17 protein-coding genes are annotated in these 16,109 nt (G+C 60.1%); all 17 read left to right on the top strand.

What is annotated here, in order from left to right; all coding sequences use genetic code 11:
* The first annotated feature begins 10 nt into the window (after window positions 1–10).
* On the top strand, window positions 11–358 hold the full coding sequence (locus ACO6VD_RS13370; RefSeq protein ID WP_422419679.1) for an Hpt domain-containing protein: 348 nt from the start codon (window positions 11–13) through the stop codon (window positions 356–358).
* Between the two features lie 82 nt (window positions 359–440).
* Window positions 441–1,724: a flagellar hook-length control protein FliK gene (locus ACO6VD_RS13365; protein ID WP_422419677.1), complete on the top strand. Its 1,284-nt coding sequence runs from the start codon at window positions 441–443 to the stop codon at window positions 1,722–1,724.
* A gap of 175 nt (window positions 1,725–1,899) precedes the next feature.
* On the top strand, window positions 1,900–2,397 hold the full coding sequence (gene fliL / locus ACO6VD_RS13360) for a flagellar basal body-associated protein FliL (RefSeq protein ID WP_400172265.1): 498 nt from the start codon (window positions 1,900–1,902) through the stop codon (window positions 2,395–2,397).
* A 9-nt stretch (window positions 2,398–2,406) separates the two neighbouring features.
* Window positions 2,407–3,375: a flagellar motor switch protein FliM gene (gene fliM, locus ACO6VD_RS13355; protein WP_400172264.1), complete on the top strand. Its 969-nt coding sequence runs from the start codon at window positions 2,407–2,409 to the stop codon at window positions 3,373–3,375.
* A 48-nt stretch (window positions 3,376–3,423) separates the two neighbouring features.
* Window positions 3,424–3,894: a flagellar motor switch protein FliN gene (gene fliN, locus ACO6VD_RS13350; RefSeq protein WP_422419675.1), complete on the top strand. Its 471-nt coding sequence runs from the start codon at window positions 3,424–3,426 to the stop codon at window positions 3,892–3,894.
* Window positions 3,895–4,347 carry a flagellar biosynthetic protein FliO gene (gene fliO / locus ACO6VD_RS13345; protein WP_422419674.1) on the top strand — a complete coding sequence of 151 codons (453 nt, stop codon included), beginning with the start codon at window positions 3,895–3,897 and terminating at the stop codon, window positions 4,345–4,347. It begins immediately after the preceding gene.
* The gene (gene fliP, locus ACO6VD_RS13340; RefSeq protein WP_422419672.1) at window positions 4,347–5,099 is read left to right on the top strand and encodes a flagellar type III secretion system pore protein FliP; all 753 of its coding nucleotides are present in this window, start codon (window positions 4,347–4,349) and stop codon (window positions 5,097–5,099) included. The genes fliO and fliP overlap by 1 nt, the downstream gene beginning before the upstream one ends.
* 21 nt (window positions 5,100–5,120) lie before the next feature.
* Complete coding sequence (gene fliQ / locus ACO6VD_RS13335) at window positions 5,121–5,390, top strand: flagellar biosynthesis protein FliQ (RefSeq protein WP_422419671.1); 270 nt, start codon at window positions 5,121–5,123, stop codon at window positions 5,388–5,390.
* Window positions 5,391–5,397: 7 nt separating this feature from the next.
* Window positions 5,398–6,174 carry a flagellar biosynthetic protein FliR gene (gene fliR / locus ACO6VD_RS13330; protein WP_422419670.1) on the top strand — a complete coding sequence of 259 codons (777 nt, stop codon included), beginning with the start codon at window positions 5,398–5,400 and terminating at the stop codon, window positions 6,172–6,174.
* A gap of 2 nt (window positions 6,175–6,176) precedes the next feature.
* A complete protein-coding gene (gene flhB, locus ACO6VD_RS13325; protein ID WP_422419669.1) occupies window positions 6,177–7,310 on the top strand; it encodes a flagellar biosynthesis protein FlhB in 1,134 nt (377 codons plus the stop codon).
* Window positions 7,311–7,428: 118 nt separating this feature from the next.
* On the top strand, window positions 7,429–9,558 hold the full coding sequence (gene flhA / locus ACO6VD_RS13320; protein WP_422419668.1) for a flagellar biosynthesis protein FlhA: 2,130 nt from the start codon (window positions 7,429–7,431) through the stop codon (window positions 9,556–9,558).
* Window positions 9,559–9,569: 11 nt separating this feature from the next.
* Window positions 9,570–10,880: a flagellar biosynthesis protein FlhF gene (gene flhF, locus ACO6VD_RS13315; protein ID WP_422419667.1), complete on the top strand. Its 1,311-nt coding sequence runs from the start codon at window positions 9,570–9,572 to the stop codon at window positions 10,878–10,880.
* A 119-nt stretch (window positions 10,881–10,999) separates the two neighbouring features.
* Window positions 11,000–11,833 (top strand): flagellar synthesis regulator FleN, encoded by an 834-nt coding sequence (gene fleN / locus ACO6VD_RS13310; protein ID WP_038613333.1) that lies wholly within the window; start codon window positions 11,000–11,002, stop codon window positions 11,831–11,833.
* Complete coding sequence (fliA, locus tag ACO6VD_RS13305; RefSeq protein ID WP_422419666.1) at window positions 11,830–12,570, top strand: RNA polymerase sigma factor FliA; 741 nt, start codon at window positions 11,830–11,832, stop codon at window positions 12,568–12,570. Before fleN ends, fliA begins: the two co-directional genes overlap by 4 nt.
* 104 nt (window positions 12,571–12,674) lie before the next feature.
* The gene (locus ACO6VD_RS13300; protein ID WP_036990294.1) at window positions 12,675–13,049 is read left to right on the top strand and encodes a chemotaxis response regulator CheY; all 375 of its coding nucleotides are present in this window, start codon (window positions 12,675–12,677) and stop codon (window positions 13,047–13,049) included.
* A 19-nt stretch (window positions 13,050–13,068) separates the two neighbouring features.
* A complete protein-coding gene (locus ACO6VD_RS13295; RefSeq protein WP_038613329.1) occupies window positions 13,069–13,857 on the top strand; it encodes a protein phosphatase CheZ in 789 nt (262 codons plus the stop codon).
* A 12-nt stretch (window positions 13,858–13,869) separates the two neighbouring features.
* Window positions 13,870–16,077, top strand: a complete 2,208-nt coding sequence (locus tag ACO6VD_RS13290) for a chemotaxis protein CheA (protein ID WP_422419664.1) — start codon at window positions 13,870–13,872, stop codon at window positions 16,075–16,077.
* The last annotated feature ends 32 nt before the right edge of the window (window positions 16,078–16,109 follow it).

Below are 16,109 nucleotides of genomic sequence, written 5' to 3'. Positions count from 1 at the left end.
GAGTGAGCAAGTGTCCCATACCCATATCGATCATGAGGTTTTGAGCGGTCTTCAGGAGGTCATGGAAGATGACTACCTGACGTTGCTCGATACCTTTCTCAAAGACTCCGAAATCCGTCTCAGTCAGTTGCATGAGGCGACCAGTCCAGAACAGTTGGGCTATGCCGCGCACAGTTTCAAGGGCAGTAGCAGCAACATGGGCGCCAAAGCGCTGGCCGAACTGTGCAGGCAGCTGGAAGAGCGGGTCAAACAACCACCGCTGAACGATATTGAAGACCTGATCAATCAGATCGATCACGAATATGAAGCGGTTCGCCTGTTGTATACCGAAGAGCGCCAGCGCGTTTCTATTGGCTAAGGTCGCGCCATCAAACTTGGCGTAACTTTTGCAGATATTTTGCTAATTAATATTCCAGACCCTCTGTCGCGGAGATTCCTACATGCCCGTCGCTTCCAATCCATTGCTGCAAGTTGGTGCTGCGGCAAAGGCCTCGCGTGCTGCGGCCAATCAGCCCGACAAGCCTGTGCAGATGGCAAACGACAAGGCTTCAGGCTTCTCCAGCGTGTATGCGCAGGAGGCCCGGGACAAGTCATCGAAAGTCGCTGATGCGCCCAATCGCGACAAGAGTGTCCCGGCCAATAAAGACATTGCCGACGGCAAGGCATCTGCCGCAGGGCAGAAGAAAACTGCCGATAGCGGCAATACCTTGCCTGACGACCAGGACGACACGCTTCCAGTCGTCAGCGAAACGGCAGATCCGACCCTGCTCGATCCGAATCTGGTGGCGGGACAGGTAACCGACGCACAGCCAGGTGCCCAGTTGATCCAGGCCCAGGCAGAAGCGGTTGCGCCAGTTGTCCAGGCTGCGCAGCTACAGGCTCAGGCTTCAGTCGCAGCAGCGCCTGAGTTCGATCCCGAGGCCGATCCTTTGGCTGATCTGCCGGCCTTGCGCATGGCGCTGGAGCAGAGCGCGCAAGCTCAGGGAACCACGTCGGCGCATGCGGCGGGCAAGCCGGCGACGGCCCAGCCTGAAGCGACGTCAGGGCAACCTGCCGTCAATACCCTGGCGGCACTGCTCGACAAGCCAGGGGCGGATGCCGAGCAGAGTGAGGCGGGTGAGAAGGCGTTTTCCGGTTTGCTCGATGATGGCCTCAAGGACCTTAAGAGTGCCTCCACCGACACCCGTGTGGATAACTTTGCCGAGCGCCTGAGCGCCCTGACCCAGGCCGCTACGGCGAAAACCGCGAATGCCGTGCCAGTGGCTGCAGCGCCTTTGCATCAACCGCTGGCGATGAACCAGGGTGGCTGGACTGAAGGCTTGGTGAACCGGGTAATGTACCTGTCGAGCCAAAGTCTGAAGTCTGCCGACATCCAGCTGGAGCCGGCAGAATTGGGCCGTCTGGATATTCGCGTCAACCTGGCACCTGAACAGCAGGCACAGATTACCTTCACCAGTGGGCATGCCGGTGTGCGCGAGGCCCTGGAGAACCAGGTTCACCGTCTCAAGGAAATGTTCGCTCAGCAAGGCCTTGGGCAACCGGATGTGAATGTCGCCGACCAATCCCGTGGTCAGCAACAACCGGGCAGTTCCGACTCGCCACGCCTGAGTGGTGTGGCCGCGCGGCGTAATGCAGCGGCCGAGGAGGGCGAGGTTGCGGCAAACGCCACCCCCGTCGAGCAGCAGAGCGTAATCGGCTCCAGTGCGGTGGACTTCTACGCTTGATTGGGTCCCTGTAGGAGCGGATTCATCCGCGAAGGCCTGCACAGCAGGCCCGGCTTATGGGGCCGCGCTGCGGCCCATCGCGGATGAATCCGCTCCTACAGTCTCGGATCTGGCATAACACTTGCTCTTCCCACGCCATGTGACTGAATTCTCCGATGAATGACGGAATATTGGCATGGCGAAGAGCGACGTAGAGAAAGACCCCGCCGCGAAAGGCAAACTCAAGCTGATCCTGCTGCTGGTGCTGGCATTGCTGCTGGCGATCGGTCTGTCGGTTGGCGCCACCTGGTTCGTCCTGAACAAGTCCGCAGACAAGCCTGCGGCAGATCCGGCACTGGCCGGCAACGTCAAACCCGCGGCCATCTACGAACCCCTGGCACCGGCCTTCGTGGTCAACTTCAACCAGAACGGTCGGCAGCGCTACATGCAGGTGAGCATCACCCTGCAGGGGCGCGACCAGGCTGCGCTGGACGCGTTGAAGGTGCACATGCCGGTCATACGCAACAACCTGGTGATGCTGTTTTCCGGGCAGGGTTTCGACACCCTGGCAAGCCCGGTAGGCCAGGAGATGCTGCGGCAGAAAGCGACGGCCAGTGTTCAGGAAGTCGCCCAGAAGGAAGTCGGCAAACCGGTCGTTGACCAGTTGCTGTTCACCAATTTCGTATTGCAGTAGGAGCCACCGATGGCCGTGCAGGACCTGCTGTCCCAGGATGAAATCGATGCCTTGTTGCACGGTGTCGACGATGGGCTGGTACAAACCGAGAACAACGCCGAGCCGGGTAGCGTCAAAAGCTATGACCTGACCAGCCAGGATCGCATTGTCCGCGGACGTATGCCGACCCTGGAGATGATCAACGAGCGCTTCGCCCGTTACACCCGTATCAGCATGTTCAACCTGTTGCGTCGCTCCGCCGACGTCGCGGTTGGCGGTGTACAGGTGATGAAGTTCGGCGAGTACGTACATTCGCTGTACGTGCCGACCAGTCTGAATCTGGTGAAAATCAAGCCGCTGCGCGGTACCTCGCTGTTCATTCTCGACGCCAAGCTGGTGTTCAAGCTGGTGGACAACTTCTTTGGTGGCGACGGACGACACGCCAAGATTGAAGGGCGTGAGTTCACCCCGACCGAGCTGCGCGTGGTGCGCATGGTGCTGGACCAGGCCTTCGTCGATCTCAAGGAGGCCTGGCAGGCGATCATGCCGGTCAACTTCGAGTACATCAACTCGGAGGTCAACCCGGCTATGGCCAACATTGTCGGGCCTAGCGAGGCGGTGGTGGTGTCGACCTTCCACATCGAGCTCGATGGCGGTGGCGGCGACCTGCACGTGACCATGCCGTACTCGATGATCGAGCCGGTGCGGGAAATGCTCGATGCCGGTTTCCAGTCTGACCTGGACGACCAGGACGAGCGCTGGATCAAGGCCCTGCGCGAAGATGTGCTGGATGTCAGCGTGCCATTGAGTGCCACGGTTGCCCGTCGCCAGTTGAAGCTGCGCGACATCCTGCACATGCAGCCCGGTGATGTGATTCCGGTCGAGCTGCCTGAAGAGCTGATCCTGCGGGCCAACGGCGTGCCGTCGTTCAAGGCCAAGCTGGGTTCGCACAAAGGCAACCTGGCCCTGCAGATTATCGATCCGATCGAGCGCCGCTAAGCGGCGCCGGTTGTTCCAACTCCGAATTGATTGCCCGTCGAGGACAAAATGGCTAACGAAAACGACATCACTTCTCCAGAGGAGCAGGCGCTGGCTGATGAGTGGGCGGCTGCTCTGGAAGAAACCGGCGACGCCGGCCAGGCCGATATTGACGCTTTGCTGGCGGCAGATGTCGGCAGCGGCGGATCCTCCACCAATCGCTTGCCCATGGAAGAGTTCGGTAGCTCGCCACGCAGCAACGAGCAGGTGACCCTCGATGGTCCGAACCTGGACGTGATTCTGGATATTCCAGTGAGCATTTCCATGGAAGTGGGCAGCACCGAGATCAACATCCGCAACTTGCTGCAGCTCAACCAGGGTTCGGTCATCGAGCTTGATCGTCTGGCGGGTGAACCGCTGGATGTGCTGGTCAACGGCACATTGATCGCCCACGGTGAAGTGGTAGTGGTCAATGAAAAGTTCGGTATTCGCCTGACTGACGTGATCAGTCCGAGCGAGCGCATCAAGAAGCTGCGCTGAATGAGAAGGCTCTTGCACCGCAGCCTGGCATTGGCTGGCGCACTGTACATGGATGTAGCCCTGGCCGCGGCCCAGCCGGCCGCCGCAGTGGCGCCGCCGGGCAGTGGCGGCAATGCCGCTGGCCAGCTGACCCAACTGGTGCTGGGGCTGCTGCTGGTGCTGGGGCTGATTTTTCTGCTCGCCTGGCTATTGCGCCGGGTACAGAACGCCGCGCCAGGCAATGGTCAGCTCATCGAAATTCTCGGTAGCCGCACATTGGGGCCAAGGGATCGGTTGTTGCTGATTCAAGTCGGCAAAGAGCAGATTCTCATCGGCCACTCACCCGGCAGCATCGAGGCGTTGCACGTCCTGGCCGAGCCGGTCGATGTGCCGGCCAATGCGCGCCAGGCAACGCCAGAATTCGCCCAGCGCCTGATGGAGCTGATGGGCAAGGATCAGAAGGGTAAGTCGTGATGGGCGCATTGCGCATGATGTTGACGCTGCTGTTGCTGTTGGCAGCGCCGCTGGCCTTGGCCGCCGATCCGCTGTCGATTCCGGCGATCACCCTGTCCAGCGGGGCGGACGGTCAGCAAGAGTATTCGGTCAGCCTGCAGATTCTGCTGATCATGACGGCGCTGAGTTTCATTCCGGCGTTCGTCGTCCTGATGACCAGCTTCACCCGCATCATCATTGTCTTTTCCATCCTGCGCCAGGCGCTGGGCCTGCAGCAGACGCCGTCGAACATGATCCTCAACGGTATGGCGCTGTTCCTGACCATGTTCATCATGGCGCCGGTGTTCGACCGGGTGAACAAGGATGCGCTGCAGCCCTACTTGAATGAGCAGATGGTTGCCCAGGAAGCCATTACCAAGGCGCAGGTGCCGCTCAAGGACTTCATGCTGGCCCAGACCCGCCAGAGCGATCTTGATCTGTTCATGCGCTTGTCCAAGCGCACCGACATCGCTGGCCCTGACCAGGTGCCCTTGACTATCCTGGTGCCGGCTTTCGTGACCTCGGAGCTGAAGACTGCGTTCCAGATCGGCTTCATGATCTTCATTCCCTTCCTGATCATCGATCTGGTGGTGGCCAGTGTGCTGATGGCCATGGGTATGATGATGCTGTCGCCGCTGATCATCTCGCTGCCATTCAAGATCATGCTGTTCGTCCTGGTGGATGGCTGGGCCCTGATCATGGGCACCCTTGCTGGCAGTTTTGGCGGCGTCTGACGCCTCGAGGAGCAATAGATCATGACCCCGGAAGTCGCTGTCGATCTGTTTCGTGATGCGCTATGGCTGACCACCCTGATGGTTGCTGTGCTGGTGGTGCCGAGCCTGTTGGTGGGGCTGGTGGTGGCGATGTTCCAGGCCGCGACGCAGATCAACGAACAGACTCTGAGCTTCCTTCCGCGCCTGCTGGCGATGCTGGTGACGCTGATTGTGGCTGGCCCCTGGCTGGTGCAGAAGTTCATGGAATACATCCTGTCGTTGTACGGCAATATCCCACAGTTGATCGGCTGACCTGTCGATGCTTGAACTGACCGATACGCAGATCAGCTCGTGGGTGGCCAGTTTCATCCTGCCGCTGTTTCGTGTGACGGCTGTGCTGATGACCATGCCGGTGTTTGGCACGACCCTGGTGCCGGCGCGTGTGCGCCTGTACTTTGCCTTGGCAATCACCGTGGTGATCGTGCCCGGTTTGCCACCGATGCCTGAGGTCCACGCGCTGGACCTCAGTGCGCTGCTGCTGGTTGCCGAACAAATCATCATCGGTGCCCTGTTCGGCCTGTCGCTGCAGTTGTTTTTCCAGGTCTTCGTGATTGCCGGGCAGATTGTCGCGATCCAGATGGGGATGGCGTTCGCCTCGATGGTCGATCCGGCCAACGGCGTCAACGTTGCGGTGATTGGCCAGTTCCTGACCATGCTGGTGACCTTGTTGTTTCTGGCCATCAACGGTCATCTGGTGGTGTTTGAGGTGTTGACTGAAAGCTTTACCACCTTGCCGGTGGGCAGTGGCTTGCTGGTCAATCACTTCTGGGATCTGGTCGGGCGCCTCAGCTGGGTGCTGGGCGCTGCGCTGTTGCTGGTGCTGCCGGCCATCACTGCGTTGTTGGTGGTCAACATCGCCTTTGGTGTGATGACCCGTGCGGCGCCGCAGTTGAACATCTTCTCCATTGGTTTTCCGCTGACGCTGGTGCTCGGGCTGGTCATCTTCTGGATCACCCTGGCGGACATACTTCCGCATTACCACGCACTGGCTTCCGAAGCCTTGCAGTGGATGCGTGAACTGGCACGGGCGCGCTGAGCATGGCAGAGAGCGAAAGCGGTCAGGACAAAACAGAAGACCCCACCGACAAGCGCAAAAAAGACGCGCGGGAAAAGGGCGAAATCGCGCGTTCCAAGGAGCTAAATACCGTAGCGGTAACCTTGGCGGGGGCGGGCGCGTTGCTGGCGTTCGGTGGTGGTATGGCTCAGGCCATGATGGAGCTGATGCGCAGCAATTTCACCTTGTCGCGCGAGGTCATCACCGATGAGCGGTTTATGGGTATTTTCCTCATGGCTGCCGGTAAATCCGCCCTGGTCATGGTTCAGCCGGTTTTGCTGGTATTGCTGGTTGCTTCCATAATCGGGCCGGTGGCGCTGGGTGGCTTCCTTTTCTCCGGCAGCTTGTTGCAACCCAAATTCAGTCGAATGAACCCGCTCTCTGGTATCAAGCGGATGTTCTCGGTCAATGCGCTGTCCGAGTTGCTCAAGGCATTCGCCAAATTCTTGATGATTCTGATCGTGGCCTTGGCGGTGCTATCGGCGGACCGGGATGACCTGTTGGCGATTGCCAATGAACCCCTGGATCAGGCAATCATTCATTGCGTGCAGGTGGTGGGCTGGAGTGCGTTGTGGATGGCGGCCGGATTGCTGCTGATTGCCGCGGCGGATGTACCGATCCAGCTGTGGCAGACGCACAAGAAAATGCTCATGACCAAGCAGGAAGTGCGTGACGAATACAAGGACAGCGAAGGCAAGCCGGAGGTCAAGCAGCGTATCCGCCAGCTCCAGCGCGAAGCTTCGCAGCGCAGGATGATGGCTGCGATCCCCGAAGCCGATGTCATCATTACCAACCCGACGCACTATGCCGTGGCGCTCAAGTACGATCCGGAAAAAGGTGGCGCGCCGCTGCTGTTGGCCAAGGGTGCGGACTTCATTGCCTTGAAGATTCGTGAAATTGCCAATGAACACAAGATTCAGGTACTTGAGTCTCCGGCCCTGGCGCGTTCGATCTACTACTCCACCGAGCTTGAGGAAGAAATTCCGGCCGGGCTGTATCTGGCAGTGGCCCAGGTGCTGGCCTATGTCTTCCAGATTCGCCAGTACCGCGCCGGCAAGGGCAAGCCGCCGGAGCCCCTCAAGGATCTGCCGATTCCGCCGGATCTACGGCGCGATTAACGGCCAGGGTCCCACAGAAAACACCGCAATTCTCAAAGTTGGAAGGCTTCTTGCAAAGGCAGCGCAGCGCGCGTCAGAAACGCGTCAAAGTTTTGCTTGAGCTAGACGAGGAATACCGGTGGATCGCTCCCAGTTAATCAGCAATGCCCGTAATAACCTGGCCGGGTTAGGCCGGGGAAATCTGGGTGTGCCGCTGTTGCTGCTGGTGATGTTGGCAATGATGATGTTGCCGATCCCGCCGTTCCTGCTCGACGTGTTTTTTACCTTCAACATCGCCTTGTCGATTGTGGTTCTGCTGGTCTGCGTTTACGCCCTGCGACCCCTCGATTTCGCCGCGTTTCCGACCATTCTGCTGGTGGCTACCTTGTTGCGTCTGGCCCTGAACGTGGCCTCGACGCGGGTGGTGATGCTCCATGGTCAGGATGGCCATGCAGCCGCAGGTAAGGTGATCCAGGCCTTCGGTGAGGTGGTGATCGGCGGCAACTACGTGGTCGGTATCGTAGTGTTTGCGATCCTGATGATCATCAACTTCGTGGTGGTGACCAAAGGTGCCGGGCGTATTTCCGAGGTGAGTGCGCGTTTCACCCTCGATGCCATGCCGGGCAAGCAGATGGCCATCGACGCCGACCTCAATGCCGGTCTGATCGATCAGGCCCAGGCCAAGGCGCGGCGCTCTGAAGTCGCCCAGGAAGCCGAGTTCTACGGTTCGATGGACGGTGCCAGCAAGTTCGTGCGTGGTGACGCCATCGCCGGCTTGCTGATCCTCTTCATCAACCTGATCGGCGGCATGCTGGTCGGTATGTTCCAGCACGGCATGACGTTCGGTGATGCCGGTAAAGTCTATGCCCTGTTGACCATCGGTGACGGTTTGGTGGCGCAATTGCCATCACTGCTGTTGTCCACCGCTGCAGCCATCATGGTCACCCGTGCTTCCGGCTCCGAAGACATGGGTAACCAGATCAACCGGCAGATGTTCACTTCACCCAAGGCGCTGGGGGTGTCGGCGGGGATCATGATCGTCATGGGCCTGGTGCCGGGTATGCCGCACTTCGCCTTCCTGAGTTTGGGCCTGGTGGCCGCAGGCGGTGCCTACTGGCTCTGGCGCAAGCAGAATCAGGTCAAGCTCAAAGCGTTGGAAGAGGTTCAGCGTCAGCAGGATCTGTTGCCCTCGCCACAGCGTGCCATGGAAACCAAGGAGCTGGGCTGGGACGACGTTACGCCAATCGATATGATCGGCCTGGAGGTCGGCTACCGGCTGATTCCCCTGGTTGACCGTAACCAGGGTGGGCAGTTGCTGGCGCGGATCAAGGGGGTGCGCAAGAAGCTCTCCCAGGACCTGGGCTTTCTCATGCCCACCGTGCATATCCGCGACAACCTCGACCTGGCCCCCAGCGCCTATCGCCTGACCTTGATGGGGGTGATCCTGGCCGAGGCCGAGATCTATCCGGATCGCGAGCTGGCGATCAACCCCGGGCAGGTGTTCGGTACCCTCAATGGTATTGCTGCGCGCGACCCGGCGTTTGGTCTTGAAGCCGTGTGGATTGACGTCAACCAGCGTAGTCAGGCGCAATCGCTGGGTTATACCGTGGTCGATGCCAGTACCGTGGTTGCCACGCACTTGAACCAGATCCTGCACAAGCACAGTCACGAGCTGATTGGTCACGAAGAAGTCCAACAACTGCTCCAGGTGCTGGCCAAAGCTTCGCCTAAGCTTGCCGAAGAGCTGGTGCCGGGTGTCATTTCATTGTCGGGCCTGCTCAAGGTCTTGCAGGCGTTGCTTGCCGAGCAGGTGCCGGTGCGTGATATACGCAGTATTGCCGAGGCTATCGCCAATAACGCGAGCAAGAGTCAAGATACCGCCGCGCTGGTCGCGGTGGTGCGCGTCGGATTGTGTCGCGCTATCGTGCAAAGCATTGTCGGCGTTGAGTCCGAGCTACCTGTGATCACCCTGGAACCAAGGTTGGAACAGATTTTGCTCAATAGTCTGCAAAGGGCCGGGCAAGGTCAGGAAGACGGTGTTCTTCTTGAGCCGAGCATGGCCGAAAAACTTCAGCGTTCGTTGATCGAGGCTGCCCAGCGTCAAGAGATGCAAGGGCAACCGGCGATCCTGCTGGTCGCAGGACCGGTACGGGCAATGCTGTCGCGCTTCGGTCGCCTGGCTGTACCGAATTTGCATGTTTTGGCGTATCAGGAAATACCTGACAACAAGCAAGTTACCATCGTTGCCACAGTAGGCCCCAACGGCTGAGGTAGTGGGTTATGCAAGTTAAGCGTTTTTTCGCCGCCGATATGCGTCAGGCCATGAAGCTGGTTCGAGATGAGCTGGGGGCTGAAGCCGCCATCATCGGCAACCGACGGATTGCTGGCGGTGTCGAGCTGACGGCTGCGCTGGACTACAAGCTGTCCGCCCTGGCGCCACGGGTTCCGAATGTGGAGCTCGAAGACGAGCTGCGCAAGACCCAGTCGCGGATTGTCACCGCCCAGGCCGAGCTCAGCAGTCGCAGCGAAAGTGAAGAGGGCAACCGTCAGCTGTTTGCCGGTTTGCCCCTGACCGCCTCCGAGCCCCTGGTCGAGTCGGCTGTCGATGAGCCGGCCGCGCCGATTGCAGTCGCGCCTGCGCCGGTTGATCCGCGCCTGTTCGATGCCATGCGCTCGGAACTCACCGGGTTGCGCGAGCTGCTGGAAGTCCAGCTGGGTTCGTTGGCCTGGAGTCAGTTGCAAGGCAATCAGCCACAGCAGGCCAACCTCTGGCGCCGCCTGCAGCGTATCGGCCTGACTGGCCCGCTGTCGCGCGAGTTGCTGGATCAGATCAGCAGCATCGACGAACCACGCCGTGCCTGGCGCATGCTGCTCGCGCACCTGGCACGCAGAATCGATGTGCCGGAAGTCGAACCGATCGAAGAGGGCGGTGTCATTGCCATGGTCGGCCCGGCCGGCATGGGCAAGACCACCACCCTGGCCAAGCTGGCAGCGCGGTATGTGCTCAAGTACGGCGCGCAGCATTTGGCGCTGGTGAGCATGGACAGTTTCCGCATTGGTGCCCAGGAGCAGCTCAAGACCCTGGGGCGGATCCTCAATGTCTCGGTGACCCACGTCGATCCCGGCCAGTCTCTGGCCCAGGCGCTGGAGCCGTTGTTGCGCAAGCGTGTGGTACTGATCGATACCGCTGGCCTGCAAGCCAGTGATCCGGCGCTGCGCATGCAACTGGAGACGCTTGCCGGTCGCGGCATCGCTTCGAAGAACTACCTGGTGTTGGCGACGACCAGCCAGAAGCAGGTGCTCACTGCCGCCTATCACAGCTACAAGCGCTGCGGGCTGGCCGGGTGCATCCTGACCAAACTTGATGAAACGGCCAGTCTCGGCGAAGTCCTGAGCCTGGCTATCAGTCACGAATTGCCAGTGGCCTATCTTACCGATGGGCCGCGCATTCCTGACGATCTGCACCTGCCGCGCCGGCACCAGTTGGTGAGCCGAGCGGTGAGTGTGCAGATGCAGGACGAGCCCAGCGAAGAGGCGATGGCCGATATGTTCGCTGATCTCTACCACAGCCCCGGCAAGCGTGTTGGCTGAGGTGATTGTGAAGACGTTGCAAAGTATCTGCATTGATGGACTGCCAGGCATTTTTCAGGTGTTGAAAGCGCAGCCGGTCATGTGGCCTCGGTCTAAGCAAGACAAGGTAATGAACAAACATGGGTAGCATGCATCCCGTACAGGTGATCGCCGTGACTGGCGGCAAAGGTGGCGTCGGCAAGACCAATGTGTCGGTGAACCTGTCATTGGCGCTGGCAGAGCTTGGCCGTCGGGTCATGTTGCTCGATGCCGACCTGGGCCTGGCCAACGTCGACGTATTGCTCGGCCTGACGCCCAAGCGCACCCTGGCCGACGTCATCGAAGGCCGTTGTGAGCTGCGCGATGTGCTGCTGCAGGGGCCGGGGGGCGTGCGTATCGTGCCCGCTGCGTCCGGTACGCAGAGCATGGTGCACCTGGCGCCCGCGCAGCACGCTGGCCTGATTCAGGCGTTCAGCGAGATCGGCGACAACCTCGACGTTCTGGTGATCGATACCGCTGCAGGTATTGGTGACTCGGTAGTCAGTTTTGTCCGTGCCGCACAAGAGGTGCTGCTGGTGGTGTGCGACGAGCCCACCTCGATCACCGACGCCTACGCCCTGATCAAACTGCTCAACCGCGATTACGGTATGAACCGTTTCCGCGTCCTGGCCAACATGGCGCAGAGCCCTCAGGAAGGGCGCAACCTGTTCGCCAAGTTGACCAAGGTCACAGATCGCTTCCTTGACGTCGCCCTACAATACGTCGGCGCGGTGCCTTACGACGAATGTGTGCGCAAGGCGGTGCAGAAGCAGCGAGCGGTCTATGAAGCCTTTCCGCGTTCCAAGTGCGCGCTGGCGTTCAAGGCCATTGCTCAGAAGGTCGATACCTGGCCGCTGCCTGCCAACCCACGAGGTCACCTGGAATTTTTTGTCGAGCGCCTGGTGCAACCGACAAGCGCGGGACCGGTGCTATGAATGCCAGCGGATACCGGATGTACAGCAAGGCTTCACGTGATAGCCAGTGCGAGTTGATCGAGCGTTATGCACCACTGGTCAAGCGTATCGCCTATCACCTGCTGGCCCGCTTGCCCGCCAGTGTGCAGGTGGAGGATCTGATCCAGGCCGGCATGATTGGCCTGCTTGAAGTCGCCAACAAGTACGACGCGAGCAAGGGTGCCAGCTTCGAGACCTATGCCGGCATCCGGATCCGCGGCGCAATGCTTGACGAAGTACGCAAGGGCGACTGGGCACCGCGCTCGGTTCACCGTAATACCCGCATGGTCAGTGACGCGATTCGTGCAATTGAAGCAAAAACCGGTCGTGACGCTAAAGATCACGAGGTTGCTGCCGAACTTCAATTGAGTCTCGATGATTACTACGGGATTTTGAATGACACCCTGGGCAGCCGCCTGTTCAGTTTCGACGACCTGTTGCAGGACGGCGAACATGAAGGCCTGCACGAGGATGGCGCCAGTGCCCAGCTCGAGCCTTCGCGCGATCTGGAAGACGAGCGCTTTCAGGCAGCCCTGGCCGATGCCATCGCCAACCTGCCTGAGCGTGAGCGTCTGGTGTTGGCGCTGTACTACGACGAAGAGCTGAACCTCAAGGAAATCGGTGAGGTCCTCGGTGTCAGCGAGTCGCGCGTCAGCCAGTTGCACAGCCAGTGCGCGGCGCGTTTGCGTGGCCGCCTGGGGGAATGGCGGGCGCGTTGAACGCAGGTTCAATGCAGTCGCCAAATGTAGTGCCCGAATTGATTGAATGCGCGTTCCGCGCTGAGCGCGTTAAAGACTGCTTGGAGGTCTAATTGAACAAAGACATGAAAATCCTCATCGTCGACGATTTTTCGACGATGCGGCGGATCATCAAGAACCTGTTGCGTGACCTGGGCTTCACCAACACCCAGGAAGCCGACGACGGCAACACGGCGCTGCCGATGCTCGAAAGCGGTCATTTCGATTTTCTCGTGACTGACTGGAACATGCCTGGCATGTCCGGTATCGACCTGTTGCGCAAAGTGCGTGCCGACGAGCGTCTCAAGCACCTGCCGGTGCTGATGGTGACTGCCGAAGCCAAGCGCGAGCAGATCATCGAAGCGGCCCAGGCCGGCGTCAACGGCTATGTGGTCAAGCCGTTCACTGCCCAGGTGCTGAAAGAAAAGATCGAGAAGATCTTCGAGCGCGTCAATAGCTGAGACTCGCCACGGGGGCGCTATGGAGCAAACACATTCATCGTTGGACGGCTTCGAGTCAACACTCAAGAAGCACGCCCACGAACTGGTCGACAGCCTCGAACGAGGCAAATTTGGCGACGCGGTGCAACTTATCCATCAGCTGAACCAGACCCGTGACCGAGGCCTGTACCAGGAAGTGGGCAAACTCACGCGTGAGTTGCACAGTGCGATCGTCAGTTTCCAGATCGATCCGCAGATGCCTCAGGCCGAGGAAGTCTCGCAGATCACCGATGCGACCGAACGTTTGTCCTATGTGGTCAAGCTGACCGAGGGCGCGGCGAACCGCACCATGGACCTGGTCGAGGAGAGCACTCCGGTGCTCCACGAATTGAGCGACGAAGCCCGCGACCTGCGCGCCGACTGGCAGCGCTTTCTGCGCCGTGAAGTGGCAGCGCCGGAGTTTCGCGAGTTGATGCACCGCGTCGATCGTTTCCTGGAGCGTAGCGAGGAGGGCAGCCGCAAGGTCGCCGGCCACCTCAACGACATTCTGCTGGCTCAGGACTATCAGGACCTGACCGGTCAGGTGATCAAACGTGTCACGGCGCTGGTCACCGAAGTAGAAAGCAATCTGCTCAAGCTCGTGCTGATGGCCAGTCAGGTCGACCGGTTTGCCGGCATCGAACATGACCACCAGCAGCTACGTGCTGAAAAAGATCAAGAAAAACATCCGACTCGGGGTGAAGGTCCGCAGATTCATGCCGATAAACGTGAAGACGTTGTGTCCGGTCAGGACGATGTCGACGATCTGCTGTCCAGCCTGGGTTTTTAGGGAGCACGTTTAATGAGCTTCGGCGCCGATGAAGAAATCCTTCAGGATTTTCTGGTAGAAGCCGGCGAGATTCTTGAGCAACTGTCCGAGCAACTGGTCGAGCTGGAAAGCCGTCCGGATGATGCCGATTTGCTCAATGCGATCTTTCGCGGTTTTCACACTGTAAAAGGGGGCGCCGGCTTCCTCCAGCTCAACGAGCTGGTGGAGTGCTGCCACATCGCCGAAAACGTCTTCGACATCCTGCGCAAGGGTGAGCGACGCGTCGATGCCGAACTGATGGACGTGGTCCTGGAAGCCCTGGATACGGTCAACAGCATGTTTGGTCAGGTCCGTGAACGCAGCGACATTACTGCGGCCACCCCCGAGCTGCTGGCCGCCTTGTCGCGCCTGGCCGAGCCTGCGCCTGCCGAGCAGGCCGCCGCGCCTGAGCCGGTGCCAGAACAGGCGCCAGAAGCCGCTGCCGAAGCGGACATCACCGATACCGAATTCGAACAGCTGCTCGACTCGCTCAATGCGGTCAAGGCTGAAGCCGAAGCCCAGGTGCAAGCACCGGCTGCGGCCAGCGATGAAATCACCGATGCCGAGTTCGAGTCGCTGCTCGATCAGTTGCACGGCAAGGGCCAGTTTGCGCCTGACAGCGCCAGTACTCCTGCACCGGTGGCAGCCGCCACGCAAGGTGCCAGCGACGAAATCACCGATGACGAGTTCGAAGCGCTGCTGGACCAGTTGCATGGCAAGGGTAGCTTTGCCGTTGACGCATTGCCGGGTGCTGCGGCGCCCGCGGCTGAAGCAACAGCTGCTGCGTCAGGCGATCACATTTCCGAGCATGAATTCGAAGCCTTGCTCGATGAGCTGCACGGCAAGGGCAAATTCGCCCCTGACAGCGTTGCCAGCGCCACTGCGCCTGCTGCTGCCGCCGTCGCTGCCAAGCCCGCTCCAGCCCCTGCGCCAGCTCCGGCAGTTGCCAAGCCTGCCGCTGCACCGGCCAAGGCCGCTGCGCCAGCCCCTGCGCGGCAGGCCGCTCCGGCTGCCGAGAAGCACGCCAACGAAACGGAAACCACCGTGCGGGTCGATACCGCGCGCCTGGACGAGATCATGAATATGGTCGGCGAACTGGTGCTGGTGCGTAACCGCTTGGTGCGCCTGGGCCTGAACAGCGGCGATGAAGCCATGTCCAAGGCGGTGTCGAACCTCGATGTGGTGACCGCCGACCTGCAGACCGCGGTGATGAAAACCCGCATGCAGCCGATCAAGAAGGTTTTCGGGCGTTTCCCGCGCCTGGTTCGCGACCTTGCACGGCAGCTGAAGAAAGAGATCAACCTGGAGCTGGTCGGTGAAGAAACCGACCTCGACAAGAACCTCGTCGAAGCCCTGGCCGACCCGTTGGTGCACTTGGTGCGCAACGCCGTCGACCATGGCGTCGAAACCCCGGAAGAGCGCGAGGCGGCGGGCAAGTCCCGTGGCGGCAAAGTCGTACTGTCGGCCGAGCAGGAAGGCGATCACATCCTGCTGTCGATCTCCGACGACGGCAAGGGTATGGATGCCAACGTTCTGCGTGCCATCGCGGTCAAGCGCGGGGTGATGGACAAGGATGCCGCTGACCGACTCAGCGACACCGAATGCTACAACCTGATCTTCGCCCCCGGCTTCTCGACCAAGACCGAAATCTCCGATGTTTCCGGTCGTGGCGTGGGCATGGACGTGGTGAAAACCAAGATCGCCCAGCTCAACGGCTCGATCAACATTTACTCGACCAAGGGCCTGGGCTCGAAGATCGTCATCAAGGTGCCGTTGACCCTGGCGATCATGCCGACCCTGATGGTCATGCTCGGCAATCAGGCGTTCGCGTTCCCGCTGGTCAACGTCAACGAGATTTTCCACCTGGACCTGTCGCGCACCAACGTGGTCGACGGCCAGGAGGTGGTCATCGTGCGCGACAAAGCCTTGCCGCTGTTCTACCTCAAGCGCTGGCTGGTCAGTTCTGCCGCTCATGAAGAGCAACGCGAAGGGCACGTGGTGATCCTTTCGGTGGGCACCCAACGGATCGGTTTTGTTGTCGATCAGTTGGTCGGCCAGGAAGAAGTGGTCATCAAACCGCTGGGCAAGATGCTCCAGGGCACGCCAGGCATGTCGGGCGCCACCATTACCGGTGACGGGCGCATTGCGCTGATCCTCGACGTTCCGAGCATGCTCAAGCGTTACGCCGCCCGGCGTATTTGATTCTGGTGGCGCGGCCCGCACGCCGCGCCCCC

The sequence above is a fragment of the Pseudomonas sp. GZD-222 genome (assembly GCF_049310525.1).
Classification (GTDB): Bacteria; Pseudomonadota; Gammaproteobacteria; order Pseudomonadales; family Pseudomonadaceae; genus Aquipseudomonas.
This window is presented reverse-complemented; position numbering and strand designations above follow the sequence as displayed.

Coding starts and splice junctions, on each gene's coding strand:
- ACO6VD_RS13365 (WP_422419677.1), top strand. CDS start 441: ATGCCCGTCGCTTCCAATCCATTGCTGCAAGTTGGTGCTGCGGCAAAG.
- fliL (WP_400172265.1), top strand. CDS start 1,900: ATGGCGAAGAGCGACGTAGAGAAAGACCCCGCCGCGAAAGGCAAACTC.
- fliM (WP_400172264.1), top strand. CDS start 2,407: ATGGCCGTGCAGGACCTGCTGTCCCAGGATGAAATCGATGCCTTGTTG.
- fliN (WP_422419675.1), top strand. CDS start 3,424: ATGGCTAACGAAAACGACATCACTTCTCCAGAGGAGCAGGCGCTGGCT.
- fliO (WP_422419674.1), top strand. CDS start 3,895: ATGAGAAGGCTCTTGCACCGCAGCCTGGCATTGGCTGGCGCACTGTAC.
- fliP (WP_422419672.1), top strand. CDS start 4,347: ATGGGCGCATTGCGCATGATGTTGACGCTGCTGTTGCTGTTGGCAGCG.
- fliQ (WP_422419671.1), top strand. CDS start 5,121: ATGACCCCGGAAGTCGCTGTCGATCTGTTTCGTGATGCGCTATGGCTG.
- fliR (WP_422419670.1), top strand. CDS start 5,398: ATGCTTGAACTGACCGATACGCAGATCAGCTCGTGGGTGGCCAGTTTC.
- flhB (WP_422419669.1), top strand. CDS start 6,177: ATGGCAGAGAGCGAAAGCGGTCAGGACAAAACAGAAGACCCCACCGAC.
- flhF (WP_422419667.1), top strand. CDS start 9,570: ATGCAAGTTAAGCGTTTTTTCGCCGCCGATATGCGTCAGGCCATGAAG.
- fleN (WP_038613333.1), top strand. CDS start 11,000: ATGGGTAGCATGCATCCCGTACAGGTGATCGCCGTGACTGGCGGCAAA.
- fliA (WP_422419666.1), top strand. CDS start 11,830: ATGAATGCCAGCGGATACCGGATGTACAGCAAGGCTTCACGTGATAGC.
- ACO6VD_RS13300 (WP_036990294.1), top strand. CDS start 12,675: ATGAAAATCCTCATCGTCGACGATTTTTCGACGATGCGGCGGATCATC.
- ACO6VD_RS13295 (WP_038613329.1), top strand. CDS start 13,069: ATGGAGCAAACACATTCATCGTTGGACGGCTTCGAGTCAACACTCAAG.
- ACO6VD_RS13290 (WP_422419664.1), top strand. CDS start 13,870: ATGAGCTTCGGCGCCGATGAAGAAATCCTTCAGGATTTTCTGGTAGAA.